This is a genomic window from Streptomyces sp. NPDC091281 (assembly GCF_044757425.1).
In the GTDB taxonomy this organism is placed as follows: Bacteria; Actinomycetota; Actinomycetes; order Streptomycetales; family Streptomycetaceae; genus Streptomyces.
This window is the reverse complement of record NZ_JBIVUY010000009.1, coordinates 238,826-265,187: the sequence shown is the minus strand read 5'-3', so window position 1 is coordinate 265,187 and position 26,362 is coordinate 238,826. Positions and strand designations below refer to the sequence as shown.

Genomic DNA, 26,362 nt, shown 5'->3' with positions numbered 1-26,362 from the left:
CGACGGGACGGGGGCGAAGACCCTGTCGTCGCGCGGCACGTCAAGGATCGGCGGCGCGTCAACTAGCCTCCTGTGCCGCGGTGATGGTGTCGCGGAGCCAGCGGTGGGCCGGGTCGTCGTCGAGGCGGGGGTGCCAGGTCATCGCGTAGTTCATGGGGGTGATCTCGTCGGGTGCGGGGAGCAGGGTGGTGGCGCCGGGGGTCACGTGGCGGCGGGCGTAGCTCGTGGGCAGGGTGGCGATCAGCAGGCTGTCCGGGACCGCGGTGGCGGCCGCCGCGTGGTAGGGCACGGTGACCGTGGCCCGCCTCGGGCGGCCGAGTGCGTCCAGGCAGCGGTCCACGTGGCCCTGCCGTCCGTCGATGACGTCGATGACGATGTGCGCGCAGTCGAGGTACTCGTCGAGGGTCGGGGCGGTGGAGCGGGCGAGCGGGTGGCGGTCGGAGACCAGGCAGGAGTAGCCCTCGGCGAACAGCCTGCGGGAGCGCAGCGGCGGGGGCGGGGTGCCGCCGTGGATCAGCAGGTCGGTGAGGCCGTGTTCGACGTCGGAGAACATGGCGTGGTGCCAGCGGGAGAAGTTGACCGTCGAGCCGGGTGACTGTTCGAGGATCCGGCCGAGGAGGGCGCCGCTCAGCAGCGAGATCGTGTAGTCGGTTCCGGCGAGCCGGAAGGCGCGGGCCGCGGTCGCCGGGTCGAACACCTCGCCGGAGAAGACGTGTTCCAGGCGCGGGAGCGCGAGCTGGAGTTCGGCCTGGACGCGTTCGGCTCTGGGGGTGAGCTGGTAGCCGCGGGGGCCGCGGACGAGGAGTTCGTCGCCGAGGGTGGCCCGCAGGCGTTGCAGGGCCCGGCTCATCGACGGCTGGCTCATGTGGAGCCGGGCCGCCGCGCGGGAGACGTGGCGTTCCTGGAGCAGGGCGTGCAGCGGGGCCAGGAGGTTGAGGTCGACCGACTCTATGCGTGGCACGCATACACGGTATGCGAGATCACCCATTGCGGCATAGTCCCTGGTCGGACGAGGCTCTTCTCATGAGTCAAGAACAACGCCAGGCGCTCGACACCCTGTTCCGCACCGGTCCCCTCCAGGTGGACGGGGACCCACGGGAGCAGCGCGAGGTCTTCACCCGGATGCTCACCTCCCGGCCGCTGCCCGACGATGTGTCCCTCACCGACGGCACCCTGGGCGGTGTGCCGGTCCTGGAGATCACTGTGGACGGGGTCACGCCGCGCGGGACGCTGCTGTGGCTGCACGGCGGCTTCTACGTGTTCGGTTCGCCCCGTACGTCGGCGGGGCTTGCCTCGGACGTCGCCCGGCGCACCGGTATGCGGGTCCTGTCGGTGGACTACCGGCTCGCGCCGGAGCACCCGTATCCGGCGGCGCTGGAGGACGCGCTGGCCGCCTACCGCGCCGTGGCCGAGTCCTCCGCGGCCTCGGCGGCCTCGCCGGCTTCGGCGGTCTCCGGCGGCGGGGAGCTGGTCGTGGTCGGTGAGTCGGCGGGCGGCGGTCTCGCGGCGGCGCTGCTGGTTGCGGCGCGTGACGCGGGGCTCCCCCTGCCCGCGGCGGCCGTGCTGTTCTCGCCGTACGCGGATCTGACGCTGAGCGGGTCGAGCATGACGGGGAAGACGGCCGTGGACCCGTCGTTCACGCCGTCGGCGGTGCGGGTGCGGGCGCGGGACTACGTCGGCGGGGCGGACGCGGCCGATCCGCTGATCAGCCCGGTCTTCGCGGAGCTGCGGGGCCTCCCGCCGCTGCTGATCCAGGCCGGGTCGCACGAGCTGCTGCTGGACGACGCGGTCCGGCTCGCGGCGCGGGCCGCCGGGGACGACGTCGACGTCACGCTGGACGTCACGGCGGGTGTCCCGCACCTGTTCCAGGCCTTCGCCGCGCTGCTGGACGAGGGGGACGCCGCACTGCGGCGGGTCACCGCCTTCGTCGCCGACGTGACCGGTTCCGTCCCCCGTTGATCCGCGCCTCCCCACCACCCCCGCGGACCTCTCCGCCCACACCAACCCCTCCCCACGTACAGGAAGTTCTCCTCCCATGACCCTCACCACCACACGTTGGTCCTCCGCCGACGCCGCGGACCGGTTCACCGTCGAGAACCCGTCGACCGGCGCCGTCATCACGACGGTCCAGGGCGGCGGCGCGGCCGAGGTCGACGCCGCCGTACAGGCAGCGCACCACGCGTTCACCACGGACTGGCGGTGGCGCGCCCCCGCCGAACGGGCCGCGCTGCTGCTGCGCGGTGCCGACGTGCTGGCCGACCACGCCGACGAACTCGCCGCCCTCGTCTCCGAGGAGAACGGCAAGCCGGTCGCCGACGCGCGGCTGCACGACGTCGGGTTCCTCATCGGCGTACTCCGCTTCTTCGGAAGCCTCGTCGACAAACTGCCCGGCGAGTTCTACGACTCCGGGGCCATCTACACCTCCACCGTGCGCGAGCCGCTGGGCGTGGTCGGCGGGATCATCCCGTTCAACTGGCCGCCGATCCACACCGGCGGCAAGATCGCCCCGGCCCTCGCGGCGGGCAACACCGTCGTCCTCAAGCCCGGCGAGCAGGCTCCCCTGACCGCGCTGCGCATCGTGGAACTCCTCAACACCGTGCTGCCCCCGGACGTCCTGCACGTCGTCCCCGGCACGGGGGCCGCCGCGGGGCGCGCGCTGGCCGGACATCCGCTGGTGCGGATGGTGTCGTTCACCGGCTCGACCGCCGCGGGCCGCGCGGTCGCCCACGCCGCAGCCGACCGGGTCGCCCCGGCCCTGCTGGAACTCGGCGGGAAGAACGCCTTCATCGTCCTGCCCGACGCCGACCTGGACGCCGCGGCCCGCGACGCCCTCGACGGCGCCTTCTACAACAAGGGCGAGGCGTGCACGGCGGCCTCCCGCGTCCTCGTCCACCGGGACGTGCACGACGCGTTCGTGGCGCGCCTCGCCGAGGGGGTGCGCGCGCTGCGCACCGGCCACGCCGCCGACCCGGCCACCCACGTCGGCCCGGTCGTCTCCGCGGCGCAGCGGCAGCGGGTGCTCGACCACATCGGCGCGGGCCTGGCGGAGGGTGCCACGATCACCGCGCAGGGCGCGCTGCCCGACGATCCGGCGCTGGCCGACGGGTTCTACGTCCCGCCCACCCTCTTCACCTCGGTCACCCCGGACATGCGGATCGCCACCGAGGAGATCTTCGGCCCGGTCGTCACGGTCACCGCGTTCTCCTCGCCGGACGAGGCCGTCGAGATCGCCAACGCGTCGGAGTACGGGCTGCTCGCCGCCGTCTACGGCCTCGACAGCGCCGCCGCCTTCCGGGTGGCCCGGCGCCTGGACGTCGGCATGGTCTTCGTCAACAACTACTTCCGCGGCGTCCTCGGCACCCCCTTCGGCGGCACCAAGCACAGCGGCTACGGCCGCGAGCACGCCATCGAGACCCTGCGCGCGTTCACCACCACGAAGATGATCCGCTTCCCCACCGGCCTGGCACCGGTCCCGCAGTGGCGGGCGGTCACGGACATCTACGCCTCCTGAGCGGCCGGTCCACGCCTCCGCCTCCGGCGGACGTGACCTTCGGTCATCGCCCGACGCCCGACGGCGACCCCGGCTGTTCACTTTCAGGCCACTTTCGATACTCCTGGAATCAACCCGTGATTCTCATGGCCTCCTCAGGCGCCGTTGGTTGCGTTTCCTCCCGCCGGCACTGCCGGTCCGTTTGAGGAGGAGGCGTTGGTGTCGCAAGACGCAGGAGCAGAGGGAGACGGGCAGCCGCTGCACGTGGCCAGTCGGCTGCACGCGTTCAACCGGTTCGAGCTGAAGTATCTCGTCCCGGTCGAGGAGGCGGCCGCCATCCGCGATGAGCTGGGTGAGCGGATGGACCGCGATCTGAACAGCCCGGTCGGCGGGTACGGCGTGTGGAGCCTGTACTACGACACTCCGCAGCTGCGTTTCTACTGGGAGAAGATCGAGGGTCTGAAGTTCCGCCGCAAGCTGCGGATCAGGCACTACGGCAACCTGGACACGGTCACCGACGAGTCACCGGTCTGCGTGGAGATCAAGCAGCGGGTCAACCGGGTCACGCAGAAGCGGCGCATCACCCTCCCCTACGGCGTGGCACGGCAACTGTGCGACGAGCGGGCGATGGTCGAGCACTCGGGGAAGGAGAGCGCCTTCGTCCAGGAGGTCCTCGAACTCGTCGTACGCCTGAATCTCCGGCCGACCGCCATCACCGGCTACCAGCGTGAGGCCCTGGTCGGGCGGGACGCGGACACCGGTCTGCGGGTCACCTTCGACCGCCGGGTCCGCGGCCGTGACCGGGACTTCCACTTCGGCGTCCGGACCCCGGAGAACCGGTTCACCATCCCGCCGCACATGTCGGTGATGGAGGTCAAGGTCAACGAGCGCACCCCGCACTGGATCACCGACCTGGCCGCGCGGCGCAACCTCAACCTCGTACGGATCTCCAAGTACGTGCAGTCCGTCGAGGCGTTCGGCCTGGCCCCGCGCTCGGTCTTCCACGTCGACGAGGCGGACTGCCCGCCTCCCGCCCCCACCCCCGACGAGCAGCAGCCGCACACGCTGCTGAAAGCAGGAGCACAGTGAACTTCGATCTGCAGGAACTCAGCGGGACGTTCAGCGTCGCCGATGTCGTGGCGGCGATGGCGCTGTCGTTCATCCTGAGCACGGTGATCGGCTACACGTACCGGTACACGCACCGCAACGTGTCCTACAGCCAGTCCTACGTCCAGACCCTCGTGATCGTCGGCATGATCGTGGCGCTGATCATGCTGGTCGTCGGGTCCAACCTGGCGCGGGCCTTCACGCTCGTCGGTGCCCTGTCCGTGGTCCGGTTCCGCAACGCGATCAAGGAGACGCGGGACGTCGGCTTCATCTTCCTGGCGATGGCGATCGGCATGGCGTGCGGTGCCCGCTTCTACACGCTGGCCGCGGTCGGGGCCGTGGTGGTGTGCGTGGTCGTGCTCGTGATGCACAAGTTCAACTGGTTCGCGCTGAACGTCCAGCGGCAGGTCGTCAAGGTCCAGGTGCCGGCCGGTGAGGACTACGCGCCCGGGATCAGCGACGTACTGATCAAGTACACGACCGAGTTCGAGCTGGTGAGTACCGAGACGATCCGCGGCGGGGCGTTGACCGAGGTGTTCTACACGGTGCGGTTGAAGAAGGGGGCCGAGCCGAGTGATCTGGTGTCCGCGCTCCAGCAGCGCACATCGGGGCAGCGGGTGACGGTCCTGACCGGTTACGACACCACCGATCTGTGATGAACGGCGACGCTGTGACACCGGACGACGCACCGCGTGCGGCACGCGGGCGGCGGTGGAAGCACCGCCTGCCGGTACGGCTGCGGCACCACTGGAGGCCGGCCGGAGCGCTCTGCGCCGGCCTCGCCGTGGCCGTCTGCTTCTTCGGGGACGCCCGCGTCTCCCCGTACGTGACCTCCTCGTCCCGCGTGGAGGCCGACCCCATCACCGAGAACGTCGACGGCACGGTCGACCTGTACGACGCCTCCGTGTCGCACTCGATCCGACTGAGCTACGACCAGGTCGAGTTCGACAAGATGATGAAGGAGTTCGAGGACGAAGGCACCAAGGAGTTCATCGAGGCCGATCTGACCATCGACGGCGTCCACCTCCAGGACGTCGGCCTCCGCCTCAAAGGCAACTCCACTCTCTCGTCCCTGCGCGGCAGCGGCCAGGGCATGCCCGGTGGCGGCCGGCGGATGCCCGGCGCCGATGCCGGCCAGGGCGACCCGCCCGCACCCGGACAGGGTGCGGGCGGGGGCCGGGACCGCGGCCAGGCGACTGGCGGCGGTCCCGGCGCCACCGCGGGCGGTCAGGGTGCCGGCGGCGGCCCGGGCGGGATGGTCGACTACGACCTCTCCGCCGACAGGCCGGAGGAGCTGCCCTGGCTCATCAAGATCGACGAGTATGTCGAGGGACGCGCCTACCAGGGCGAGCGGGAGATCTCGCTCCGGCCGGGCAGCAACGACCAACTGCCTCTCAACGAAGCGCTGTCGTCGTCCCTGACGAAGACCTCGGGCCAGCCGGCCGAGGCGTACAGCTTCACCTCGGTCAAGGTCGACGACCGCCCCGCGGCCACGCGCCTGATGGTCGACAACCCGGACACCGAGTACGCGGAGTCCGTCTCGGACGGTGACGGGGTGCTGTACAAGGCACGGGCGGGCGGCAGCTTCGAGTACCGCGGGGACGATCCCTCCACGTACGAGACGTCCTTCCGCCAGCTCAACAAGATCGGCAGCCAGGACCTGGAGCCGGTCATGAAGCTGATCAAGTGGGTGAACGAGGCGTCCGACAAGGAGTTCGAGGAGGACCTGGACCAGCACGTGGACGTCGACTCGCTCGCCGACTACGTCGCCACCCAGAACCTGCTCCTGAACTTCGACGACATCGCCGGTCCCGGCAAGAACTACCTGCTCCGGTACGACCTGGACACCAAGAAGTTCTCCGTCCTGGGCTGGGACTACAACCTCACCTTCAGCGGCGACGCCACCGCGGGCCCGGACGACGAAACCGGGATGGGCGGCGGATTCCCCGGCGGCGGCGGAGGCGGTCAGGGGATGCCTGAGGGAATGCCCGAAGGCATGCCGGAAGGAGCACCGGAGGGATTGCCCGAGGGCCTGCCGGAAGGAATGCCGGAGGGCGCGCCGGGCGGCGGGAACGGTGCGGCCGGTGGAGGCCGCTCGGGCATGAGCGGGCACCCCCTCAAGCAGCGCTTCCTCGACTCGGACGCCTTCGACGCCGTCTACAAGAAGGCGTACAAGAAGCTGTACGCGAAGCTCTACGGCTCCGGTGCCGCCACCGACGCCCTGGACGAGATCGCGGAGCAGGCACGGGACGCCGCCGGTTCCTCCGAGGCGCTCGACGAGACCGTGGACAAACTCCGCACGACAGTCACGCAGCGCACCACCGCGCTCGCGAAGGACAAGCAGGTCACCGGCTGACCCGGGGCCCGGCCGGTGGCACCGCGCCACCGGCCGGGCTCTCAGCCGGTTCACAGACGACGCCGTTACCGTCGCACGGCACCGCCCCTCTGCCCAGTGAGCCGCACATGTCTTCCACCACTCCCGGGCCGTCCCCGGCCGGAGCCACGATCCTCGTGGTCGAGGACGACCCGAGCATCCGCACCCTGCTCACCTCGGCCCTGAGCGCCGCCGGATACGTCGTGGCCACGGCCGGCACCGGGCAGGAGGCCATGTTCGAGGCTGGCAGCAGGCGCCCGGATCTGATCGTCCTCGACGTGATGCTGCCCGACGGCGACGGCTTCGCCCTGACCCGGGAACTGCGCGCGCAGGGCGCCTACACGCCGGTGCTGTTCCTCACCGCGCGCACCGAGGTGGAGGACCGGATCATCGGCCTCAGCTCCGGCGGGGACGACTACGTCACCAAGCCCTTCCACGTACAGGAGGTGCTGCTGCGCATCCGGGCGATCCTGCGCCGGGCCGTCGCCTCCGCTTCCGCGGCCTCCGTACGCCAGCCGCTCAGGTACGCCGACCTCGTCCTCGACCAGGACGCGCACACCGTGGCGCGCGCGGGACGTCCGCTGAAGCTGTCGCCGACCGAGTTCCGTCTCCTGGCCTGCCTGATGGCGAGCGCGGAGCGCGTCCTGGAGAAGCACGACATCCTCCAGGCGGTGTGGCGGTACGACTTCGCCGGGGACACCCGCATCGTCGACACCTACATCAAGAACCTGCGCCGCAAGATCGACCACACCCCACCCGCGATGATCCACACGGTGCGCGGCGTGGGCTACTGTCTGCGCCTGTCCGGCGGCGACGCGGGGGCCGCCTCGTGAGGTGGCGCCCGAGGCGACCGCGCTCCCTGCGTACGCGCCTCGTGCTCATCGCCGCGGTCCTGGCGACCTCCGCGGTGCTGCTCTGCCAGGCCGCGGGAGTGGGCGTGCTGCGTTCCTGGCTCACCGACCAGGTCGACGAACGTCTCACCGAGTTCCGCCCGCCCACCCGCGCGTACCAGGACCTCGCCGAGGGCCGCAGCCTGCGGCTGCCGAAGAACGACGACGTCCTCCCCTCCGACTACCGCGTCTTCTTCTACGACTCCGACGGCCGCCTCATGGACGACTCCCTGGGCAGGAGCAACGGAAGCAACCCCCGGCTGCCCACCGGCAGCGCGGCGCTGGGCCTCACGGACGGTACGCCGGACACCGTGCCGGCCGACGGCGGCATCGGCAGCTGGCGCGTGGTCGCCGACTCCGGCCCCGACGGCATGCGCGCCGTGGTCGCGCTGCCGCTGGACACCGTCGACGGCGCCACCCACAAGCTCCTGTGGCTGAGCCTGCTGCTCGGCGTGATCGTCGCCCTCGGTGTCGTCCTGCTCGGCAACGCCGCCGCCCGCCTCGGCCTGCGCCCCCTGTCGCGGGTGGAGCAGACCGCCCAGCGCATCACCGGTGGCGCCCTCGACCTTCGTGTGCCCGACACGGACCCCGCCACCGAGGTCGGCCGCCTCGGCCACGCCCTGAACACCATGCTGGACCGGCTGCACACCGCCCTGCACCGCACCGAGGCATCCGAACGGAAACTGCGCCGCTTCATGGCCGACGCGGGCCACGAGCTGCGCACCCCGCTCACCGCCATCCAGGGCTTCGCCGAACTCCTGCACGCCGACCCGCAGATGGCCGAGCACCGCCGGGCCGAGGCCCACGCGCTGATCGTCACCAACGCCGACCGCATGAGCCGCCTGGTCGACGACCTGTTCCTGCTCGCCACACTCGACCACACCCCCGGCCCGCACCGCGAGCCGGTCGACCTGCTCTCCCTCGCCGCCGACACCATCACCAGCACCGCCGTACGCCACCCCGGGCGGACCATCACCCTGGAACCCCTGCACGGCGAAGCCCCCGGCACGGAACCCGTGGAGCTCGACGTCGTGGAGACCCTCGGTGACGGCGGCCGACTCGCCCAGGTCGTGGCCAACCTGCTGACCAACGCCTGCCTCCACACCCCGGCCACGGCACGCATCCAGGTACGTGTCGGTACCCTCCGCACGGTGCCGCCGCGGCGGCACCGCCCACCCCGGCCGCACCAGCCCCTCACCCGCCCTGCCGGCCGGCACCTGCGCCGCCGTCATCGAAGTGGCCGACACCGGACCGGGCCTCACCACCGACGACGCCCGCCACGTGTTCGACCGGTTCTACCGCGCCGCGCCCGGCAGCGGCGACGGCGACTCCGGAACAGGGCTCGGCCTCGCCATCGCCGCCGCCATCGCCGAAGCCCACCGGGGCCGGGTCGAACTCGACACCCGGCCCGAACGCGGCTGCACCTTCCGCCTGCTGCTGCCCTGTACCGAAGGAGATCTTCGATGAGGCTGACGACCGTCCGTCTCTCCGGCGACCGCACCGCGGCCGCCCGCGTCGAACGGCGCCGGCTCGTCCTCCTCCCCTTCCCCGACGTCAGCGCGATCCTCGCCACCGGCGAGCACTGGCAGGACCACACCACGGCGCCCAGCACCCCCTCGACCACGGCCTCGGACGCCGGCCCCCTCGTCACGGGCCTCGCCGTCCTCATCGAGACAGGCGTCAACTACGCGGCACGCGCCAGGGAACTCGGTGCCCCGCGACCCGACGCACCCGAGCTGTTCACCACGCCCGTCGACCGACTCGTCGGCGACCGGGACACCGTCCACACCGACCGAGCGGCGGACCTGCGGTGGGGTGTCGAACTCGGCGTCGTGATCGGGCGGGAGACGTCACGGGTGTCACCGGCCTCGGCGCTCGGCCACGTCGCCGGATACACCGCCGTCACCGTCGTCGCCGCGCCGGGACAGCCGGCCACCGTCGCCGTCGGCCCGCAGCTCGTCACCCCCGACGAACTCCCCCTGGGCGCCCGCGGACTCGTCCTCACCGCCACCCACGACGGCCGTCTGCGGCAGAGGGCCACCACCTCGGACCTGCTCTTCGACGTAGCCACCTTGATAGCCCACGCCAGCGCCACGACAACCCTCGTGCCGGGCGACCTCCTCACCACCGGCACCCCCGCGGGAGCGGCCACCGACCCGCTCGAAGACGGCAGCGAAATCGTCGCTGCCGTCAAGGGCATCGGTGAACTCCACCTGACCGTCGCCGGCCGATCGGGCCGCTGAAAGCCTCCCTCGTCGCGACGGTGGTCGATTGCCCCGACCGTGACCGGCCGACCGCAGTGCCATGAGGCGTGTTCAGGGCGCGGGGGTAGTGACGAGCACGCGATTGAGGGCGCTGTCGGGGTAGGCCGCGAGGTGCTCCCAGGTTCCCTCCTCCACGACCCGGCCCGCTTCGAGGACGGCGACGCGGTCGGCGCGGCGGATGGTGGCCGGGCGGTGGGCGATCACCAGCGTGGCGCGGATCTCGTGGCGGAGGGCGGCGGCGAGTTCGGCGTCTCCCTCGTTGTCGAGGTGGGCGGTGGACTCGTCCAGCACGAGGACGCGGGGCCGGACGAGGAGCGCGCGGGCGAGGGCGATACGGGCGCGCTGGCCGCCGGAGAGCGTCGCGCCGCGCTCGGCGACCGGGGTGTCCAGCGGCGCGATCCGGTCGACGCCGCAGCGGCGGGCCGTCTCGGCGAGCAGCTGGTCGTCCGCGTCGGGGGCGACGAGCCGCAGATTGTCGGCGAGCGTGCCGTGGAAGAGGGGCGTGTCCTGTCCCACCAGGGCGACGGCGCCGCGCAGTTCGGCGTCGGCGAGCCGCCGTATGTCCACGGGGTCGCCGTCGGCGGGTACGAGCTGGACCGCCCCGTGGGTCGGGTCCCAGAACCGGGCGATCAGGTGGGCGCAGGTCGACTTGCCCGCCCCGGAGACTCCGACGAGGGCGAGGGTCTCCCCGGCCCGCACGGTCAGCTCCACCCCCTTCAGCACGGGTGCGCCGCCGTAGTCGAACGTGACCCCGCGCAGCCGGAGGTCGAGCGGACCGGCGGGCAGCCGGTGCGGGGAGTCGGGGGGCGGGGCGAGCGCGGGGGCCCGCAGGGCCGCGTCGACCCGACCGGCGGCGGCCCGCAGGGAGACCGCCTGGCTGACGGAGCGGGCCGATTCCGCGACCGGGCCCAGGACCGCCAGGGCCAGCGCCATCGCCGCCGGTGTCCACGCGCCGTGCAGTCGGCCGGCGGCGGCGGAGTGCGCCGCGGCGGCCACGACGCCGAGCACGGCGGCCACGATGAGAAGGTCGCGGACCGAGGCGGTGAGGGCTTCCCGGCGGGCCTCCGCCCCTTGGGCCTCCCCCACCTCCCGCCCGCGCCGCGCGAGGCGGCGCCGCCGGTCGGCGAGCCGTCCGAAGGCGAGCAGTTCGCGCAGCCCGTCGACGGTCTCCACGGTGTCGGCCGACAGCCGGGCGGTGGCGGCGCGGGTACGGGCGCCCTGCTCGGCGCGGACGCGCGCGTCGGCGAACGGCGCCGCGGCGAGCAGTGCGGCGACCGGCAGCACCACGGCCGGCAGCCACGGTTCCAGTCCGGCGAGGACGACGGTGCCCGTGCCGAACACCGCCCCGGAGGCGAGGAGTTGGGCGGTGGTGTGGGCGTAGAAGAACTCCAGGGACTCCACGTCCGCCATGGCGGTGGCGGCCAGGTCGCCGCTGCGTCGGCCCGCCACCCGCGCGGGCGCGCTCCGGGCCAGTCCGTCGAAGATCCGCACCCGCAGCGAGGCGAGGACCCGGTAGGCCAGGTCGTGCGAGAGGTCCATCTCGCGCCAGGTCGTCACGACGCGGACGAGGACCAGGCCGACCAGGGCGGCGACGGTGGTCGCCGACGGGGTGTGTCCGTCGACGACGGCCGCTCCCACGGTGTGCGCGGCCAGGGTGACCAGGGCGACGAGGGAGCCCTGTTCGAGCAGTGCGGCGCCACAGGTGCGGGCGATCATGGCGCGGTGTGCGGTGAGCGCGGGGAGCAGGGCGCGCAGCGCGCCCCGGCCGGGGGTGCCCGGCTCGGGCGGGACGGTGGTCATCGGACGAGTCCTCCTCGGTGCGTCAGCCCGGCGTCGACGAGCCGCGCGTAGACGCCTCCGGCGTCGACGAGTTCGGTGTGTCCGCCGGAGGAGTCCACCCGGCCCGCGTCCAGGACGACGATGTGGTCGGCCCCGCGGACGGCCGCGAGGCGGTGGGCGACGACGAGGACGGTCCGCCCCGACGCGGCGGTGGCGATCCGGCGGACGATGTCCGACTCGCGGCGCTCGTCGACGGCGCTGGTGGCTTCGTCGAGGACGAGTACGGGGGCGTCCGCGAGCAGCGCCCGCGCGAGGGCGAGACGCTGCCGCTGCCCGCCGGAGAGGGTGGAGCCCCGTTCGCCGAGGACGGTGGCGTAGCCGTCGGGCAGGGCCGCTATCTCGTCGTGGACTCCCGCGGTGCGGGCCGCCCGGGTCAGGTCGTCGTCCGTGGCGTGCGGGCGGGCCATGCGCAGGTTCTCGGCGACGGTGGCGTGGAAGAGGTACGTCTCCTGGGAGACGACGGCGATGCCCTGCCGCAGCGTGTCGAGGGGGTGGCCGGTGACGGGGGTTCCGTCGAGGGTGACGCGTCCTTCTTGGGGGTCGTGCAGGCGCAGGAGGAGGTGGAGGAGGGTGGACTTCCCGGCGCCGGAGGGGCCGACGATCGCGGTGGCGCGTCCGGCCCGCGCGGTGAAGGAGACGTCGTGGAGGGCGGGGGCCGTGGCGCCGTCGTAGGTGAAGGTCACGTTCTCGAAGCGGAGTTCGGGCGGGGTGGTCCACGCGGCCGGTGCCGTTCCGGTGTCGGGGACGGCGGGGGTGGCGGTGCGCAGGGCCGCGATGCCGTCGGCGGCCGACACACCGAGGTATCCGGCGTGCCATTCGCGGGCGAGGTCGCGTATCGGCCGGAAGCACTCGGAGGCCCCGAGGAGCACGAGGTAGGTGGCGGTCGCCGGGGTCGTTCCGTTCGCGGCGGACCAGCAGGCGAGGAGCGCGGCGGCGACGGTGCCGCCCTGGACGGCGAGGTCGGTGAGGGCGGTGTCGACGAGGGAGACCCGGAGTTTGGCGACGGTCGCCCGGTGCAGTGCCGTCGAGCGTTCCTCCAGGCGGCGCCGGACCCGGCCGACGGCACCGGCGGCCCGCAGGGCGGGCATGCCCTGGAGCGCCTCCAGGTAGTCGGCGCCGAGTTCCTCGTAGGTGTCCCAGTGGTCTCTGCCGCGCCGGGCCAGGAGGCGGTCCCAGGCGCGGGGTCCGGCCAGGGCCAGCGCGAGCGCGGGGACCACGCCGAGGAGGACGGCGGGTTCGACGACGGCCAGTGCGGCGAGCACCAGCGGGGGCACGGTGAGGGTGACGACCAGTTGGGGCAGGTAGCGGGAGACGTAGGCGTCGACGCCTTCGACGCCGTCGACGAGGGTGGTGCGGACGGCTCCGGCGCGGGTGGCGGGGCCGCCGGACCGGCCGGGGGCGGCGGTGGCGTGGGCGGGCCCGAGGCGGCCGAGGTGGGCGAGGAGTTCGTCCCGCAGGGCCACACGCACCCGGGCTCCGGCGCGGGTGGCCAGGTCCCGCTGCCGGACGGTGAGACCGGCGCGGGCGGCGACCACGGCGAGGACCGCGGCGAGCAGCCACGGGAGCCTGCCGGTGTCCCCGCGGGCGAGGTCGGCGAGCGCGACGGCGAGGAGCGCGGCCTGCGCGAGGTGGGTGAGCGTGACCGCTCCGTGCACCGCGGTGGCCGCGATCAGGGGGCGCCGGGCGCGCCGGGCGGCGCGGCGCAGTTCGGGGTGGACGATCACGTGGTGTTCTCCTCGTCGGCGTGGTGGGTGCCGAGGGCCAGTCCGTGGACGATCCAGTCCCGGCCGGGCGGGCCGCCGAGGGCGGCGCCGAGGTCCGCCCGCTGCCAGGAGCCGACGGGACGGGCGGCCAGGCCGTGGCGGTGGGCGGTGTGATGGGCGAGGTGGACGGCGAGTCCGGCGTGCAGATGGGCCCGTCGGATGTGCGGCGCGTCGGCGTCGTCGGGGCACCCGCGGCCGAGGACGACGGCGCCCGCCTGCGCTAGCCAGGCCTGCCCGGCGGCCCACACCGCCAGGGTCGGGCGGGCCTCGCCCGCGGCGAGGCGGCGCAGGGTGGTGCCGTCGGCGGCGAGCGCGACGAGGCCCGGCCGGGGTGGGCCGACGGCGGCGCACCAGCGCAGCACGCCGCCGCCCGCCCGCTCGGCGGTGCGGAGCACGTCGCGCAGCGCCTCGGGGGTCGGGGTGCCGTGCAGGGGCGGCCGGGCGCTGCGGCGGGCCAGCAGTTCGGCGGGCGTGGGCGCGTCGGCGGGTGTGGGCGCGTCGGCGGGCTTCGGCGCATAGGTGGACGGCGTGCGGTCCGGGGTCGGCCCGGCGGTGCCGGGGAAGGGACCCGGCTGCGGGACATGGACGGCGGCGAGGGGGGTCGCGGTGCGTCCGTCCGCCTCGGGCCGGGCCGGGCCGACGCCCAGCGCGCGGGCCGCGAGGAGGAGGGCTGCGGCGGCGTGCCCGGTGTCGAGGAGCAGCAGCGGCCAGGCGCGGTGACCGTAGTGCGAGGCGGTACGGCGTGCGCTGACGGTGAGTTCGGCCCGTACGCCCGGCGGGGTGCCGGTGGGCGGACCCCCGAGAGGGTGCACGCGGTGGCGGAGCGGGTCGTAGCCGTAGCGGCCGGGCGGCAGGGAGCAGCCGGCGCCCACGACCAGTTCGGTGTCCACGGGGTGCAGCGCTCCGGCGGAGGACGCGGGCCGCAGCCGTCCGGTGCCGTCCGCCGCCGCCAGGGAGAGCCGCAGCAGGGCGTCCAGGTCGAGGGCGCCGGGGTCGGCCCGCGGAATCCGGCGCGCCGGTCCCGGCCAGGTCCGGACGGCGGGCCCGGCGGGCGTGTCGGGGCCCGGGGGTTGCGGGGAGCGGGCGCGGGCGAGCGCGGCGGTCAGGTCCACGGGACCGTCCTGCGCGTGGTGGTGCCGCGGGGCGCCGTCGCGGCGCTCCGGCGGTGGAGGTGTGTGCCGGGGGTGGTGTCCCGGCCGCGGGTCGGGTCCGTCCGTCGTCCGACGGCGTGCGCGCCTGTGTTCCACGGGGCGGTCCTCACATGTGCGGCGGGGGTGCGAGGGTGAAGTCGCCGGGCCCGGTGGGCCGGCGGTCGCGCCAGCCGCGGGCGACGGCGGTGTCGGCGAGTCGGGGACAGCCGAAGTAGCCGAACGCGGCGGGGGCGTTGGGCAGGAGCCCGGAGACCAGGACCCGGGCGACGCGCAGCGCGGTCTCGGCGACGTCCTCGGTGGTGAGGTCGAACGTCATGACGCGGTGTCCGCCCGCGCGGAGCGCGCTCATGAGGCGGTCCGGGCTGCCCGGCTCGACCTCCCCGACGGGGACAGTGCCGAGGGCGGGGGCGGTGAAGCGGCGGGCCTCGGACGCCATCCGGGGGTCCAGCCACACCTGGACGTGCGCGCCGAGGTCGCGTACGTGCTCGAACCGGTCGCCGCAGGCGTCGAGGTAGCGTCCGTCGGCGCGGTGGTCGAGGTAGAGCCCGCGGGCGAGGAGACCCGCCTCGACGGCCTGGAACACCCAGCCGTCAGGGCCGGTCAGTCCCTGGGTGAACACCCAGGTGTGGACGGCTTCGAGGACGGCCTTGCGGGCCGCCTCCACCGGGTCGTGCTTGCAGGCGAAGCCCGCGGCGTACAGGCCGAGCCGGGGGTCGTGGACGAGTGCTGCCATACAGGGGGCGAACTCGGAGGGCATCTCGACGAGGTGCACGTCCAGGGCGGACCCGGCGAGATCGTCACTGAGTCCGGGGACGCTGGCGGGGTCGATGCCGCGGGTGGGGCCGTCGAGGTGCCACCACAGTTCCAGGGCGTCGCGTTCGACGACCTCCAGCAGGCCGCGCTCGACGGCGTCGTCGAGGCCCTGGCCGGTGGCTATCCCCGCGTAGTTGAGGTGGTGGGTGCGGGGCAGTGCGCGCAGGTCGCCCTGGCGCCAGTTGAGGTGGGTGAGCGCGACGGGCGCCCAGACCGCGTCGCGGGTGCCGTCGGGCCGCAGTTCGGTGCCGCGGGTCCACAGGGACGGGGTGTCGGCGGTGAAGGGGCGGTAGGGGAACCGGTCGCGGGTGTACTGCCAGGGGGCGTACGCGGGCAGGTCTCCGGGCCCGTAGAGCGGCAGTCCCTTCGCGGTCAGTTCCGCGGCGGTGGCGCGGAGCGGGGCGTCGGGGTGGCCGGCCGGGGGCACCCGGTTGCCGCAGTACCGCTCGACGCCCTCCGCGATCGCGGCGACGCGGGCCTGTGCGGGGTCGCCGAAGGTGGTGCCGAGGGAGACGCGGTCGGCGGGCCACAGCCCGAGTCTGCGGGCGTCGGACACCTCGGCGGTGAGCGCGGTGTAGCGGACCGGCGCGCCGGGCGGGTGCGCGACGGGTTCGACGGTGCGGACGACGCCGCAGACGGGATCGACCAGGGCTTCCAGCGGCAGCGCCGTCATCGAAGGATCTCCTCGGCGGGATCGGTGCGGGTGGGGCGGGCGGGGAGTACGGGAAGGCGCAGGGTGACGCTGTCGGTGTCGACCTCGCGCCGGGAGGCGGTCAGCCGTTCCGCCGCCATGGGGTCCTGTCCGGTGTGCGGATTGCGCGCGTGCGCCGGGAAGTGGTGTCCGGCGATCTCCAGGCGCAGCCGGGTGCCCGCCGGGAGCCTGCGGACGAGGCGGCCGAGGCCGATGCCGAACGCGGCCGTCGGGTCCGCGGGCCCGCTGCGGCGTACGGTGCCGACGGCCAGGCGCTCGGCCCGGCCCGCCGGGGTGAGGGCGACGAGCCGGGCGAACCAGTCGGCGGACGGTGTCCCGGCGGAGGCGCGCATGGTGACGTGCACGGGACCGGCCACGTCGAGCGGGCGGGGCAGCGGCGCGGTCACGAGGAGGCAGCGGTCGGGAGGGCCGTCGGCGGGCACCGTCAGGTCGTCCGAGCGGACGGGCCGGTCGGGGTCGGCGGTGAAGACGGCGCCGTGCAGGGGTCTGGTGCGCTGGGTGCGCGGCTCGCCGTCGGTAGCGGCGGGCAGCCACAGGTCGGCTCCGCCGAGCGCGACGGCGCCGCCGTGACCGGGGGTCAGGTCGCCCGCCAGCGCGCGGCGGGCCCAGCGCACGTACAGCCGCCCCAGGTCGACACGGTGGGCGTCCCGCGCGCCGGGCCCGGGGGCGGAGACCAGGCCGTGTCCCCAGGGACCGGTCAGCAGCCGGGCCGAGGGTCCGCCCCAGGCGCGCCACAGTGCGTGGGTGTCCTCGGCGAAGGGGTCGTGGTGGCCGCCCACCGCGAGGAGCGGCACGTCGGCGCGGGCGGCGCGCGCGAGGAGGAGACCGCGGTCGCGGTGGCGCCACAGCGCGGCCCAGGAGGGCAGGTTCCGGCCGAGCCGTTCGGGCAGGCGGGTCAGCGGCAGGTGGGTGAGGAGGCCGGGGTCCGCGGTGAGTGCCTGGTCCAGCGCGCCGTCGTTGGAGTCGGGCCGGTCGCCGTGGGCGGCCCACCAGCCCGCGCGTGCGAGGAGCCGTTCGACGCCGGAGGGTTCGCGGGCGGTGTCGGCGGCGCCGAGGGCGGGCACGGCGGCGAGGACGGCGTCGGGCCGGTCCTCGCGGTGGGCCTCCAGGGCGGGGACGAGCGCGCAGTGGGCGGCGTAGGAGGCTCCGGCGGCCAGGACCCGGCCGTCGCTCCACGGCTGCCGCCGGAGCCAGCGGACGGCGGCCGCTCCGTCGACGGCCTCGTCGCGGTACGGGTGCCACTCCCCCGGCGACGCGAAGCGGCCGCGGACGTCCTGGACGACGACGGCGAAGCCGTGCCGGGCCCAGCCGCGCGCCTCGGCCCGGTGGCGGGTCCGGTCGTAGGGGGTGCGGATGAGGACGGCCGGGAAGGGGCCACCGCCCTCGGGCAGCAGGACATCGGTGGCGAGCCCCCCGACCGCGGTGCCGGGCACCGTGGCGTCTGCGGTCATCCGGCCCGCCCGGACATCGGGGCGACGGGGGGCACGGGGAGGACCGGGCGCTCGGTGACGGTGAGGGTGCGCAGGTCGACCTGGCGCAGACGGCGCCGGGCGGGGATGCCGCCGGGGTCGTCGCCGTCCGTGGCCCAGCGGTGCAGGTCGTCGGCGAGGAGGGCCGCCAGCAGCCCGGCGGCGGGGGCGGTGAGCCGCACGGGGGCGCCGGAGGTACGGGGTCCGCTCCAGTAGGCGGCGAGTTCGCGGTGGGCGGGCGTGGCGGCGAGGCGGCGGGCCCGGACGTGGGCCGAGGTGACGTCGCCGGGGGTGGCGGCGAGGGGTTCGACGTACGCCTGCCAGCCCTCGCGGTGGCAGCGCAGCCAGGCGACGCCGCGCTCGGGGAGCCGGTCGGCGGCGTCCCACAGTCCGTCGGGGACGGGACCGTCGAGGCACCAGACGACGGCGGCGTGGTCCGGGCCCGCCGGGTCGGTGTGGTCCGCGGCCGCTCCTGCGGGGGCGGACGCCGGGTCGGCGGTCCGGGGGCGGGCGCCCAGGGCGGTGAGCTGGGCGGCGACCGGTCCGGTCAGCACCGGGTCGCCGAGCAGCAGTACGTTCCCGCGGGCGGCGGGCCAGGGGGCGGGCGGCGGGTCGGCGCGCAGGTAGCCGGCCGTCTCGAACGCCGCGAGGACACGGGCCAGTCGCTCGTCCGCCGGCGTGTCCGTCTGCCCTGTGAGGCGCGCCAGCAGGGCCGCCCGAGCGGCGCCGTCCGGCGTGCTCACGTGGAGGAACTCGCCTTCGGGGGTCCGCAGGGCGAGGTTCCGTCCGGGGACGGCGACGACCTCGGCACCGGGCACGAGACGGCTTCGGGACACGGGGGTTCTCCTGACGACGGGTCACGGGACGGGCGTGGGCCCGCCCGAAAGGCGACGGGCGGGCCCACGGTCGAGGGGGTGACCCCTCTTACTCCTCGTTGTCGTCGAAGGGGTTCTCGACGAGCGCGTTGGAGTGGGTGGCGGAGGCGTGAGCCAGCTGACCCGGATCGGTGATCGGGGTGAAGATCTGCTCGTTGTCCATGAACTCTCCTTCATCACAGGGGAGATGCGGCGTTCGGTCGATCGCCGCATCCGCAGCTTAATGAATCCGATTGTCATATTCAAAGTCCGCGAGAGGGTGATCTGGGTAACACACCGGCCACCCTCCGTGGGGGTCCACGCCGACCCGACCCGCCACCTTGAGGACGTCGGCCAGCAGACCCGGCGTGACGACCTCCAGGGGCGGCCCGTCCGCCACCACCCGGCCGTCGCGCAGGGCGACGATGCGCTCGGCGAACCGGGCCGCGTGGGCGAGGTCGTGGAGGACCATGACCACCGTGAGGCCGCGCTCCTCCCGCAGCCGCACCACCGTCCGCAGCACGTCGAGCTGGTGGTGCAGGTCGAGGTACGTGGTCGGCTCGTCGAGCAGCAGGACCCCGGTGTCCTGGGCCAGCGCCATGGCGAGCCGCACCCGCTGCCGTTCACCGCCGGACAGGGCGTCCACGTCGCGGTCGGCCCACCGCTCCACGCCGACGTCCCGCAGCGCCCGGCGCACCACGGCGTCGTCGCCCTCCCGCAGCATGCCGAGCGGGCCCCGGGCCGCGTACCGCCCCTGGCGCACCAGATGACGGACCGTCATGCCGGGTACGGCGGGGGCGGACTGGTGCAGCAGCGCGACCCGCCGGGCCGTGACGCGCCGGGAGAGCCGGGCCAGGTCGTCGTCGCCGAGCAGCACGCGCCCCCGGTCCGGTCTCAGCAGACCGGCGGCCAGCCGCAGGAGGGTGGACTTGCCGCACCCGTTGAGGCCGATGAGGGCGGTGAGTTCACCAGGACGCACCGTCAGGTCCACGCCTTGCAGCACCGGGCGGTCGGGGTAGCCGAAGTGGACTCCCTCGACCCGGATCTCCCCGGACTCGGTCATGGTCTCTCCTCTGTGCACATCAGAACGATCGGTCGGGCGCGCGGCGTACGGCGGCGAGCAGCAGGAGGGCGCCGACGCAGGCGGTGAGCGCGCCGGCCGGCAGCGTGAGCCGTCCCGAGTCCAGCACCGCCGCGATCAGCCGCGAGGAGGCCTGGGCGGCCGCGTCGGCCCCGCATACGACAGCCCCGCCCAGCAGGGCGGCACCGGGGACGGCCACCCGCAGATCGGCGCCGAACAGCGCGACGGCGAGGTGCGGGACGAGCAGCCCCACGAACCCCAGGGCGCCGACCGAGGCCACGGCGCCCGCCGTCAGCGCGACCGCGCACAGCAGGGCGAGCGTCCGGGCCCGGCGGGCGGAGAGACCGGCCGCGAGGGCGATGTCGTCCCCGCAGCGCAGCAGGGTGAGCGGCCCGGCCAGCAGCCAGGCCGCCGCTCCCCAGAGCGACGCCCACGGCCACAGCAGGTGCCAGTGCTGCCAGACCCGGCCCTCCGTGGTGCCCACGAGCCACTGGACGACGCTGCCGAGTTCGCCCGGCCGCACCAGGAGCACCATCGCGGTGAGCCCGCCGAGCACCGCGGACACCAGCACGCCGTGCACCGCGGTCGTAGCGGGGTCGCCGTCGCGGCCGGCGAGCAGCCACAGCAGCGCCGCCCCGGCACACCCGCCGACGCAGGCGGCGACGACGACGGCGAGCGGCGAGTCCCACCCCGCGAGTCCCAGCGCCGTGGCGGTCACGGCGCCGAGGACGGCGCCCGGCGTCACGCCGGTCACCTCGGGCCCGGCGAGGGGGTTGCGCAGCGCGGACTGCAACACCAGTCCGGCCACGGCGAGACAGGCGCCCGCGCCCAGGGCCACGAGCGTCCGCGGAACACGCAACTGGAGGAAGATGTGCCGCTCCGTCGCGGTGCCGCCACCGCCGAGGACGTCCAGCACGGCACCCGGTGACATCCCGCGCCCGACCACGAGTTCGGCTCCGGCGATCACCAGGACGAGGGCGGCGACCGCCGCGAAACGCCGCTTCACCGCGTCTCCCCCGCATCGGTCACCGTACGGCGGAGAGACCCGCCGCCCTCGGGGTCTCCCCCGGCACGTCCGGGGCGCGCGGGGGCGCTCCGCGGGCGGGTCGGCGCCGGTCCGGCACCGGGTCCGGCGGTGCCGGGGTCACGCCGCGGCGGGCGCGTTCCCGCCGGGGCGGTACGCCGCCGCCGGGAGGTTCCGCCCCGGCGGGAGGAGCGCATGAGGGCGACGCCCGCCGGAACCCCCAGGAGGGCGGTCCAGGCGCCCGCCGGGGTCTCGACGGGCGCCAGTGCGAGCCGGGCCGGGACGTCGGCGACGGTGACGACGACGGCGCCCCAGACCGCCGACCAGGGCAGCCAGCGCACCGCCCCGGCGCCGGGATCGAACCATCTGGCCAGGTGCGGGGCGAGGAAGCCCACCCACGCGACGGGCCCGCACACGGCCGTCACCGGCGCGATCAGCACGATGGCGATGCCCAGCGCGGCCAGCCGGGCCCGCCGGGCGCGCACGCCGAGCGCCTCGGCGTCCTCGTCGCCCAGCCGCAGGACGGACAGCACCGGCGCGCAGCACACGACGGCGGGCACCGCGACGAGCAGCCAGGGCCACAGGCCCAGGACGTCGTCCCAGGTGCGGGCGGAGAGGGAGCCCAGCAGGAAGCGGTAGATCAGCTGGAGGTCGAGCTGGTCGGCCATCACCATCAGGACGAGCAGCGCGGCCTGCAGAGCGGCCGCGACCGCGGCACCGGTCAGCAGGACGGCGGACGGGCTGCGGCCGAGTCCGGCGGCGACGAAGGTCAGACCGCCGCCGAACGCGGCCCCGCCGACGGCCAGCAGGGGTTCCACGGCGGCGGGCAGGGACAGCGCCAGGACCAGGGGCGCGGCCACACCGAGCGCCGCGCCGGACGACACGCCCAGCATCTCCGGCACCGCCAGGGGGTTGCGCAGCGCCTCCTGGAGCACCAGCCCGGCCGCGCCCAGGCAGGCTCCGGCAACGAGGGCCAGCACCAGGCGGGGGACGCGGAGTTCGGTCAGGACGATCCCGGCGAGGGTGCTGTCCCCCTCCAGCAGCGCGCCGACGAGCCGGTGCGGGGCGACGTACGGGGTTCCCAGGCTCAGCGCGCACCCGGAGGCGGCGGTCAGCAGCAGGACCGTCACGAGCGGCTGCCACCGGCGCGCCCCTCGCGGCGGTCTGCGGGGGCCCGCCGCCGTGTCGTCCGACGGCACGGGTGTGGCGGACGGTCCGCTCACCGCAGTGCGGCCGTGGCCTCGTCGAGGACGATGCCCAGGGAACGGGTGCCGCGGCCCTTGGCCCACACCTCCGGGTTCACCTCGTGGACGTCGCCGTCGCGCACCGCGCGGATCTTGCCCCAGAGGGGGTTCTTCGCCAGCTTCTCGGAGAGCTTGCCGTCCGCGTCGCCGAAGCTGATCGTCTCGACGAAGAGGACGTCCACGTCCTTCGCGAGGATCTCCTCCAGGCTGTAACTGCCCTCGACGCCACGGGACTTCCAGGGGTAGTCGGCGATCTTGGGGAAGAGGCTGGCCGCCACGTCGCTCTCGGGGGCGGCGACGCCGAAGTTCTCGTCGCTGCCGAAGATGACGAGCGCGGTCTTGTCGCTGGGGGTCTTCTCGGCGGCCGCGAGCTTGGTCCGGAAGGCCTTCTCGGCCTTCATCCCCTCGGTGGTGCGGCCGGTGAGCGCGGCGGCGTCGCGCAGGTATCCGACGCTGTCCTCCCACGTCTCGGCCTGCATGGGCCAGAACGTGGTGGCGCCCTTCAGCGCCGGGGCGAGCTTGCCGTGCGTGCTCTTCTCGCCGATGACCAGGTCGGGTTCGTGGGAGAGGATCGCTTCCACCTCGGGGGCGATGAAGCCGCCGGGCACGACGTCCACGTCCTTCGCCTTCTCCGCCCCGAGGAACGCGGGCTGGGCGAGCAGCGCGTTGTTGGTGGCCACGGGGACGATGCCCAGCTCGGTGAGGATGTCGTCGCAGAGCGCGTAGAGGCAGACGATGCGTCGGGGCGCCTTGTCGAGGGAGATCCGGGTGCCCTTCGTGTCGGTGAGTTCCGTCGCCGCCGTGATGGGTGCGACGGTCACCTCGGTCCTCGCCGCGGGCCGGGCCCGGTCGTCCGTGGACTCACCGGACGAGGAACCGCAGCCGACCAGGACGGAGCCCGCCACTGCGGCGGCGATCCAGACACGGGCAAGTCTCAACGGTGAGCGCAGCATTGATGCCTTCGTTTCTTTCCGGGGGCGGGATCTCACCGAAGATACATGATAATCGTTTTCACTACACTGGTTGTCTGGAGGCCCGATGCGTACCGATCCCGTCCTGTTCGTCTCCGACCACGTGGACGGCCACGTGCACGTGGTGACCGTGCCGGAGGGCGCCGTCGTCGGGCGCCTGGACGGCCGTCATCTCTCCGAGCACGCCGGTTTCCTGGCCCTGCCCGGCGGCCGGGTGGCGTGTGTCGACGACCGGCGGGGAGAACTGCTCGTCCTCGACCCCCACGGGGACCGGCTCGTGGAACGGGCCGTCCCCGTCGCGGTACCGGCGGAGCACCTCGCGTGCGATCCCGCGGGCCGGCTGCTGGCGGTGACCACCGGCCTGGGCGACAACGCCGAGCCCTGGTCAGACCTGTTGACGGTCGTCGACCTCGTCACGCACGAGGTCGCGCGGGTGCGGACGCGGGTGGGCGAACCGGGGGTGACCGTCGTCGGCGGCGGTGACGCGCTGGTGGTGCTGCGGCACCGCGAACCCGGCGCGCTGGCCGTGCACCGCTTCGCCGACCTCGTGGCGGCACCGCCCGGATGCCCCGCCGTCGCCCCCCACGCCCTGCTGCCGTTCCCGGACGACGGCCACGGGGACGCCCACGAGCCCGCGACGGAACGGGTGTTCGCGGCCACCGGCGAAGGCGTACGGCGGGTGCGGCGGAAGGGCGACACGGTCGTGGCCGAGGCGGTCATCCCGTGGGAAGCGCCCGCCCGCGGCTGGTACTTGCGCCTCGACACCCGTCGGCCCGCCCTGTGGAGCACGCTGCGCGGGGGCCCCGCCGATCCGCTGCGCTGGCCGGAGTGGACCAACCAGGCCTGGCGGCACGACCTGGAGACGGGCCGCACCCTCCGCACGGACCTCGGCCCCGGCCTGGTCTTCCGGCTGGCCCTCACCCGCAGCCGCACCGCCTTCACCCGGATCCACCCCGCCGGGGACGAACTCGTCCTCCTGGACGGCCTCGACGTCGCCCGTCGCGTCCCGCTGCCCGCGATGGACGGGGCACCCCGTCCCGGCGGCACCCCCTGGGACGGGGTCCAACGGCGCGCGGTGGCCGCCTCACCCGCCTCCGAGTGGGTCGCCGTCACCCGCGGCGGCCACGGCGAGGTGCACCTCGTGGACGCGCTGACCGGCGACGAGGCGAACCGGCTCCGCCTGACGACACCGCTCCACCACGGCGGCCACCTGGCCCTGCGCGGACGCGACGACGGCGCCGAGGGCGATCCGGTGGGCCGGTGAGATCCAGGCAAGGGCTGCCGACGGGGCGGCCCGGCACGGCTTCCGGCACGGCTCCCTGTGAAACATCCCGCTACGGGTGCTCGTAGGTGATCTTTCCGAGCCGGTTCCGGACGAGGAACCGTCCGTCGGACCACTCGGAACGCGCGAAGACGTCCCGCATGTCCAGGTGGTGCGGTCGCTCGGTCATCCACCGGACGTCAGGCGCCGCCCCGGAACGGTCCGTGATCTCGACGCGCCACGCTTCACCGACGTCGCGGTTGAGACAGCGCACGACACGTGCTCTGGCCGCCCTGTCCGGTGAGGTCTTCGACAGCCGGGGGACGGGCAGGGCGAGGCAGAAGTCCCGGCGGCGCAGCGTCTCGCAGGCCTCGCGGATCGCCGTCTCGACCGCGTCGCCCCGGTGGTGGCGTCGCGCGAGGTCGACCAGCGCGTCCTCGACCAGAGCGAGCAGATACGTGTCACGCGCTCGGGGCGGGAGGGCGTGGAGGCGGCCGAAGTCGACGTCCTCGACGACGTACTCCGACGCCCCGAGAGCTTGCCAGTACTGCCCGGTCTGCGCTCTGCCGGGTACGCACGTGAGCTGGATCTTCGCGCACCCGTCGACGTCGAGCCCCTTCGGCAGCAACGCGACGACGCCCTCACGGAGGTGATGGGCCAGCCACCGAAACGGCACTCCGTCCGGCATCGGCGCATGGGGGGCCGCCTCGATGGCCAGCATGGTCAGTTTCACCAACGGTCCCCGGTCGGGCGGCAGCCACGGTGTGCGGCTGGAGTGGCAAATCGTGGATGAGGGGAAGGGCCCCGTGCCACTCGCCCATCACACCACGGGACTCCTCCGGGGTGGGATCGCGGCTCCCTCCCCGTGCGTAAGCCGGGGATCGGTGCGCGCTGCGCGGTCGCCGGGCGCCGATCGGTGTCAGAGTGGAGGTATGGCCAGGGATAGGCGGGAAGCGGAGGGGCGGGAGTTGGAGGGGGCCATTCTTGCGTTGTTGGACAGGCGGGCGGTCGGTGCTTCGGTGTGTCCGTCCGAGGTCGCGCGGGCCGTTCACGGGGGGAGCGGTGACGGGTGGCGTGGCCTCATGGAGCCCGTTCGGCGGGCGGCGTGGCGGTTGGTGGCCGCGGGTGAGGTGGAGGTCACTCAGGGGGGTCGGCCCGTCGAGCCCGACACGGCCCGCGGCCCCCTCCGGATCCGCCGCGTGGAGCAGGAGAGCTGACGGGAGAGGGCCGCGGGTGGGTGTGGGGTGCCGCGATCGGTCAGTCTCTGCGCCAGACCGTGCCGCGCTGCTCGTACTCCATGACGGCTTCGACCCTGGCGGCGACAGGCGCGCCGCAGTTCCTCGTGACCATCCACAGCGCCAGGTCGAGGCCGCTGGTGACGCCGCCCGCCGTCACGACGTCCTTGTCGTCGACGACCCGCGAGGACACCAACTCCCCGCCCTCCTGGGCCAGTACGTCTGTCGCGAGGTGGTGGGTCGTGCACGGGCGGCCCTTGAGGAGGCCCGCCGCCGACAACGCCATCACCCCGGTGCAGACCCCGGCCAGCACCACGCCCGAGCGGTGCTCGCGTCGGAGACCGTCCAGCACGGTCGGGCTGCTGCGCAGGCGGTGGACGCCCGGCCCGTCGGGCTTCGCCCATCCGCCGCCCGGAATCACGAGGATGTCGGCCTCCGTGGGCCGCCATCCCTGGTCCACGACGATCCTCGTGCCGAAGGCGCAGGTCACCTCGCCCGGTCCGCCGGGGCGCACCAGGGACGTCTCCACCGCGCCACCCGCGTGCACGGCGTGCCCGAACACGTCGCGGGGCCCGATGAAGTCCTGCTCCTCGGCGCCGTCGTACACGAGGATGTGCACGCGGGTGGGGCTGCTCTTGGTCGATTTTGTTGGCTTCGTCGACTTTGACGCCGATGGCGAGGCGCTGTGGGCCGTGGCCGGGGAGGCCGATGCCCCTACCGCCGCGGCTGCCATGCCGACGCCCGATGCCTGCAACAGATTCCTTCTCCGCACGGTTCGTCTCCTCGGTCACTCACTCGGCGGTGTCCTGGCGGCACGGTC

The 26,362-nt window shown here is 74.3% G+C and carries 23 protein-coding genes and 1 pseudogene; 10 read left to right on the top strand and 14 right to left on the bottom strand.

Going from position 1 to position 26,362, the window contains the following annotated elements:
• Positions 1 to 58: 58 nt before the first annotated feature.
• Complete coding sequence (locus ACIQPQ_RS24200; protein ID WP_401306984.1) at positions 59 to 961, bottom strand: LysR family transcriptional regulator; 903 nt, start codon at positions 959 to 961, stop codon at positions 59 to 61.
• Positions 962 to 1,023: 62 nt separating this feature from the next.
• Between ACIQPQ_RS24200 and ACIQPQ_RS24195 the strand changes: the two genes are divergently transcribed.
• The 8 genes and pseudogenes from ACIQPQ_RS24195 to ACIQPQ_RS24160 all read left to right on the top strand — a co-directional run bounded on the left by ACIQPQ_RS24195 (position 1,024) and on the right by ACIQPQ_RS24160 (position 10,104).
• A complete protein-coding gene (locus ACIQPQ_RS24195) occupies positions 1,024 to 1,959 on the top strand; it encodes an alpha/beta hydrolase (protein WP_401306981.1) in 936 nt (311 codons plus the stop codon).
• 76 nt (positions 1,960 to 2,035) lie between these two features.
• Positions 2,036 to 3,511: an aldehyde dehydrogenase family protein gene (locus tag ACIQPQ_RS24190; protein WP_401306978.1), complete on the top strand. Its 1,476-nt coding sequence runs from the start codon at positions 2,036 to 2,038 to the stop codon at positions 3,509 to 3,511.
• Between the two features lie 198 nt (positions 3,512 to 3,709).
• Complete coding sequence (locus ACIQPQ_RS24185) at positions 3,710 to 4,579, top strand: polyphosphate polymerase domain-containing protein (protein WP_401306975.1); 870 nt, start codon at positions 3,710 to 3,712, stop codon at positions 4,577 to 4,579.
• Positions 4,576 to 5,253, top strand: coding sequence for a DUF4956 domain-containing protein (locus tag ACIQPQ_RS24180; RefSeq protein ID WP_401306974.1), 678 nt, complete (start codon positions 4,576 to 4,578; stop codon positions 5,251 to 5,253). Before ACIQPQ_RS24185 ends, ACIQPQ_RS24180 begins: the two co-directional genes overlap by 4 nt.
• The gene (locus tag ACIQPQ_RS24175; RefSeq protein ID WP_401306971.1) at positions 5,253 to 6,953 is read left to right on the top strand and encodes a CotH kinase family protein; all 1,701 of its coding nucleotides are present in this window, start codon (positions 5,253 to 5,255) and stop codon (positions 6,951 to 6,953) included. The genes ACIQPQ_RS24180 and ACIQPQ_RS24175 overlap by 1 nt, the downstream gene beginning before the upstream one ends.
• 107 nt (positions 6,954 to 7,060) lie before the next feature.
• A complete protein-coding gene (locus ACIQPQ_RS24170) occupies positions 7,061 to 7,804 on the top strand; it encodes a response regulator transcription factor (protein WP_401306968.1) in 744 nt (247 codons plus the stop codon).
• A pseudogene (locus ACIQPQ_RS24165) lies at positions 7,801 to 9,328 on the top strand (ATP-binding protein). The gene ACIQPQ_RS24170 and the pseudogene ACIQPQ_RS24165 overlap by 4 nt, the downstream one beginning before the upstream one ends.
• Positions 9,325 to 10,104 carry a fumarylacetoacetate hydrolase family protein gene (locus ACIQPQ_RS24160; RefSeq protein ID WP_401306965.1) on the top strand — a complete coding sequence of 260 codons (780 nt, stop codon included), beginning with the start codon at positions 9,325 to 9,327 and terminating at the stop codon, positions 10,102 to 10,104. Before ACIQPQ_RS24165 ends, ACIQPQ_RS24160 begins: the two are co-directional and overlap by 4 nt.
• Positions 10,105 to 10,176: 72 nt before the next feature.
• Here the strand turns inward: ACIQPQ_RS24160 and ACIQPQ_RS24155 are convergent, their stop codons facing one another.
• The 11 genes from ACIQPQ_RS24155 to ACIQPQ_RS24105 all read right to left on the bottom strand — a co-directional run bounded on the left by ACIQPQ_RS24155 (position 10,177) and on the right by ACIQPQ_RS24105 (position 23,028).
• Complete coding sequence (locus ACIQPQ_RS24155; protein WP_401306963.1) at positions 10,177 to 11,925, bottom strand: ABC transporter ATP-binding protein; 1,749 nt, start codon at positions 11,923 to 11,925, stop codon at positions 10,177 to 10,179.
• Positions 11,922 to 13,688, bottom strand: a complete 1,767-nt coding sequence (locus ACIQPQ_RS24150; RefSeq protein ID WP_401306961.1) for an ABC transporter ATP-binding protein/permease — start codon at positions 13,686 to 13,688, stop codon at positions 11,922 to 11,924. Before ACIQPQ_RS24150 ends, ACIQPQ_RS24155 begins: the two co-directional genes overlap by 4 nt.
• Positions 13,685 to 14,839 carry a SagB/ThcOx family dehydrogenase gene (locus tag ACIQPQ_RS24145; protein ID WP_401306958.1) on the bottom strand — a complete coding sequence of 385 codons (1,155 nt, stop codon included), beginning with the start codon at positions 14,837 to 14,839 and terminating at the stop codon, positions 13,685 to 13,687. Before ACIQPQ_RS24145 ends, ACIQPQ_RS24150 begins: the two co-directional genes overlap by 4 nt.
• A gap of 145 nt (positions 14,840 to 14,984) precedes the next feature.
• Entirely contained in the window at positions 14,985 to 16,364 is a 1,380-nt protein-coding gene (locus ACIQPQ_RS24140; RefSeq protein WP_401306956.1) for a YcaO-like family protein, read from the bottom strand.
• Positions 16,361 to 17,854: a CocE/NonD family hydrolase gene (locus tag ACIQPQ_RS24135; RefSeq protein ID WP_401306953.1), complete on the bottom strand. Its 1,494-nt coding sequence runs from the start codon at positions 17,852 to 17,854 to the stop codon at positions 16,361 to 16,363. Before ACIQPQ_RS24135 ends, ACIQPQ_RS24140 begins: the two co-directional genes overlap by 4 nt.
• Positions 17,851 to 18,708, bottom strand: a complete 858-nt coding sequence (locus ACIQPQ_RS24130) for a hypothetical protein (RefSeq protein ID WP_401306950.1) — start codon at positions 18,706 to 18,708, stop codon at positions 17,851 to 17,853. The genes ACIQPQ_RS24135 and ACIQPQ_RS24130 overlap by 4 nt, the downstream gene beginning before the upstream one ends.
• 88 nt (positions 18,709 to 18,796) lie before the next feature.
• A complete protein-coding gene (gene amiA, locus ACIQPQ_RS24125; RefSeq protein ID WP_383777043.1) occupies positions 18,797 to 18,910 on the bottom strand; it encodes a streptamidine family RiPP in 114 nt (37 codons plus the stop codon).
• 57 nt (positions 18,911 to 18,967) lie between these two features.
• Positions 18,968 to 19,789 (bottom strand): ABC transporter ATP-binding protein, encoded by an 822-nt coding sequence (locus ACIQPQ_RS24120; RefSeq protein WP_401306947.1) that lies wholly within the window; start codon positions 19,787 to 19,789, stop codon positions 18,968 to 18,970.
• 19 nt (positions 19,790 to 19,808) lie between these two features.
• A complete protein-coding gene (locus ACIQPQ_RS24115) occupies positions 19,809 to 20,813 on the bottom strand; it encodes a FecCD family ABC transporter permease (RefSeq protein ID WP_401306945.1) in 1,005 nt (334 codons plus the stop codon).
• Positions 20,810 to 21,961, bottom strand: coding sequence for a FecCD family ABC transporter permease (locus tag ACIQPQ_RS24110; RefSeq protein ID WP_401306942.1), 1,152 nt, complete (start codon positions 21,959 to 21,961; stop codon positions 20,810 to 20,812). The genes ACIQPQ_RS24115 and ACIQPQ_RS24110 overlap by 4 nt, the downstream gene beginning before the upstream one ends.
• Positions 21,962 to 22,050: 89 nt before the next feature.
• Entirely contained in the window at positions 22,051 to 23,028 is a 978-nt protein-coding gene (locus tag ACIQPQ_RS24105) for an ABC transporter substrate-binding protein (protein WP_401306939.1), read from the bottom strand.
• Between the two features lie 85 nt (positions 23,029 to 23,113).
• On the opposite strand from ACIQPQ_RS24105, the gene ACIQPQ_RS24100 reads away from it, so the two are divergent.
• A complete protein-coding gene (locus ACIQPQ_RS24100) occupies positions 23,114 to 24,310 on the top strand; it encodes a YncE family protein (RefSeq protein WP_401306936.1) in 1,197 nt (398 codons plus the stop codon).
• A gap of 70 nt (positions 24,311 to 24,380) precedes the next feature.
• On the opposite strand, the gene ACIQPQ_RS24095 is transcribed toward ACIQPQ_RS24100, so the two are convergent.
• Entirely contained in the window at positions 24,381 to 25,040 is a 660-nt protein-coding gene (locus ACIQPQ_RS24095) for a hypothetical protein (protein WP_401306933.1), read from the bottom strand.
• Between the two features lie 199 nt (positions 25,041 to 25,239).
• Here ACIQPQ_RS24095 and ACIQPQ_RS24090 point away from each other — a divergent pair, with 199 nt between their 5' ends.
• Positions 25,240 to 25,524, top strand: a complete 285-nt coding sequence (locus ACIQPQ_RS24090; protein WP_401306930.1) for a DUF3253 domain-containing protein — start codon at positions 25,240 to 25,242, stop codon at positions 25,522 to 25,524.
• A 40-nt stretch (positions 25,525 to 25,564) separates the two neighbouring features.
• Here ACIQPQ_RS24090 and ACIQPQ_RS24085 read toward each other — a convergent pair whose 3' ends face one another.
• Entirely contained in the window at positions 25,565 to 26,161 is a 597-nt protein-coding gene (locus tag ACIQPQ_RS24085; RefSeq protein ID WP_401306927.1) for a DJ-1/PfpI family protein, read from the bottom strand.
• Positions 26,162 to 26,362: the final 201 nt, after the last annotated feature.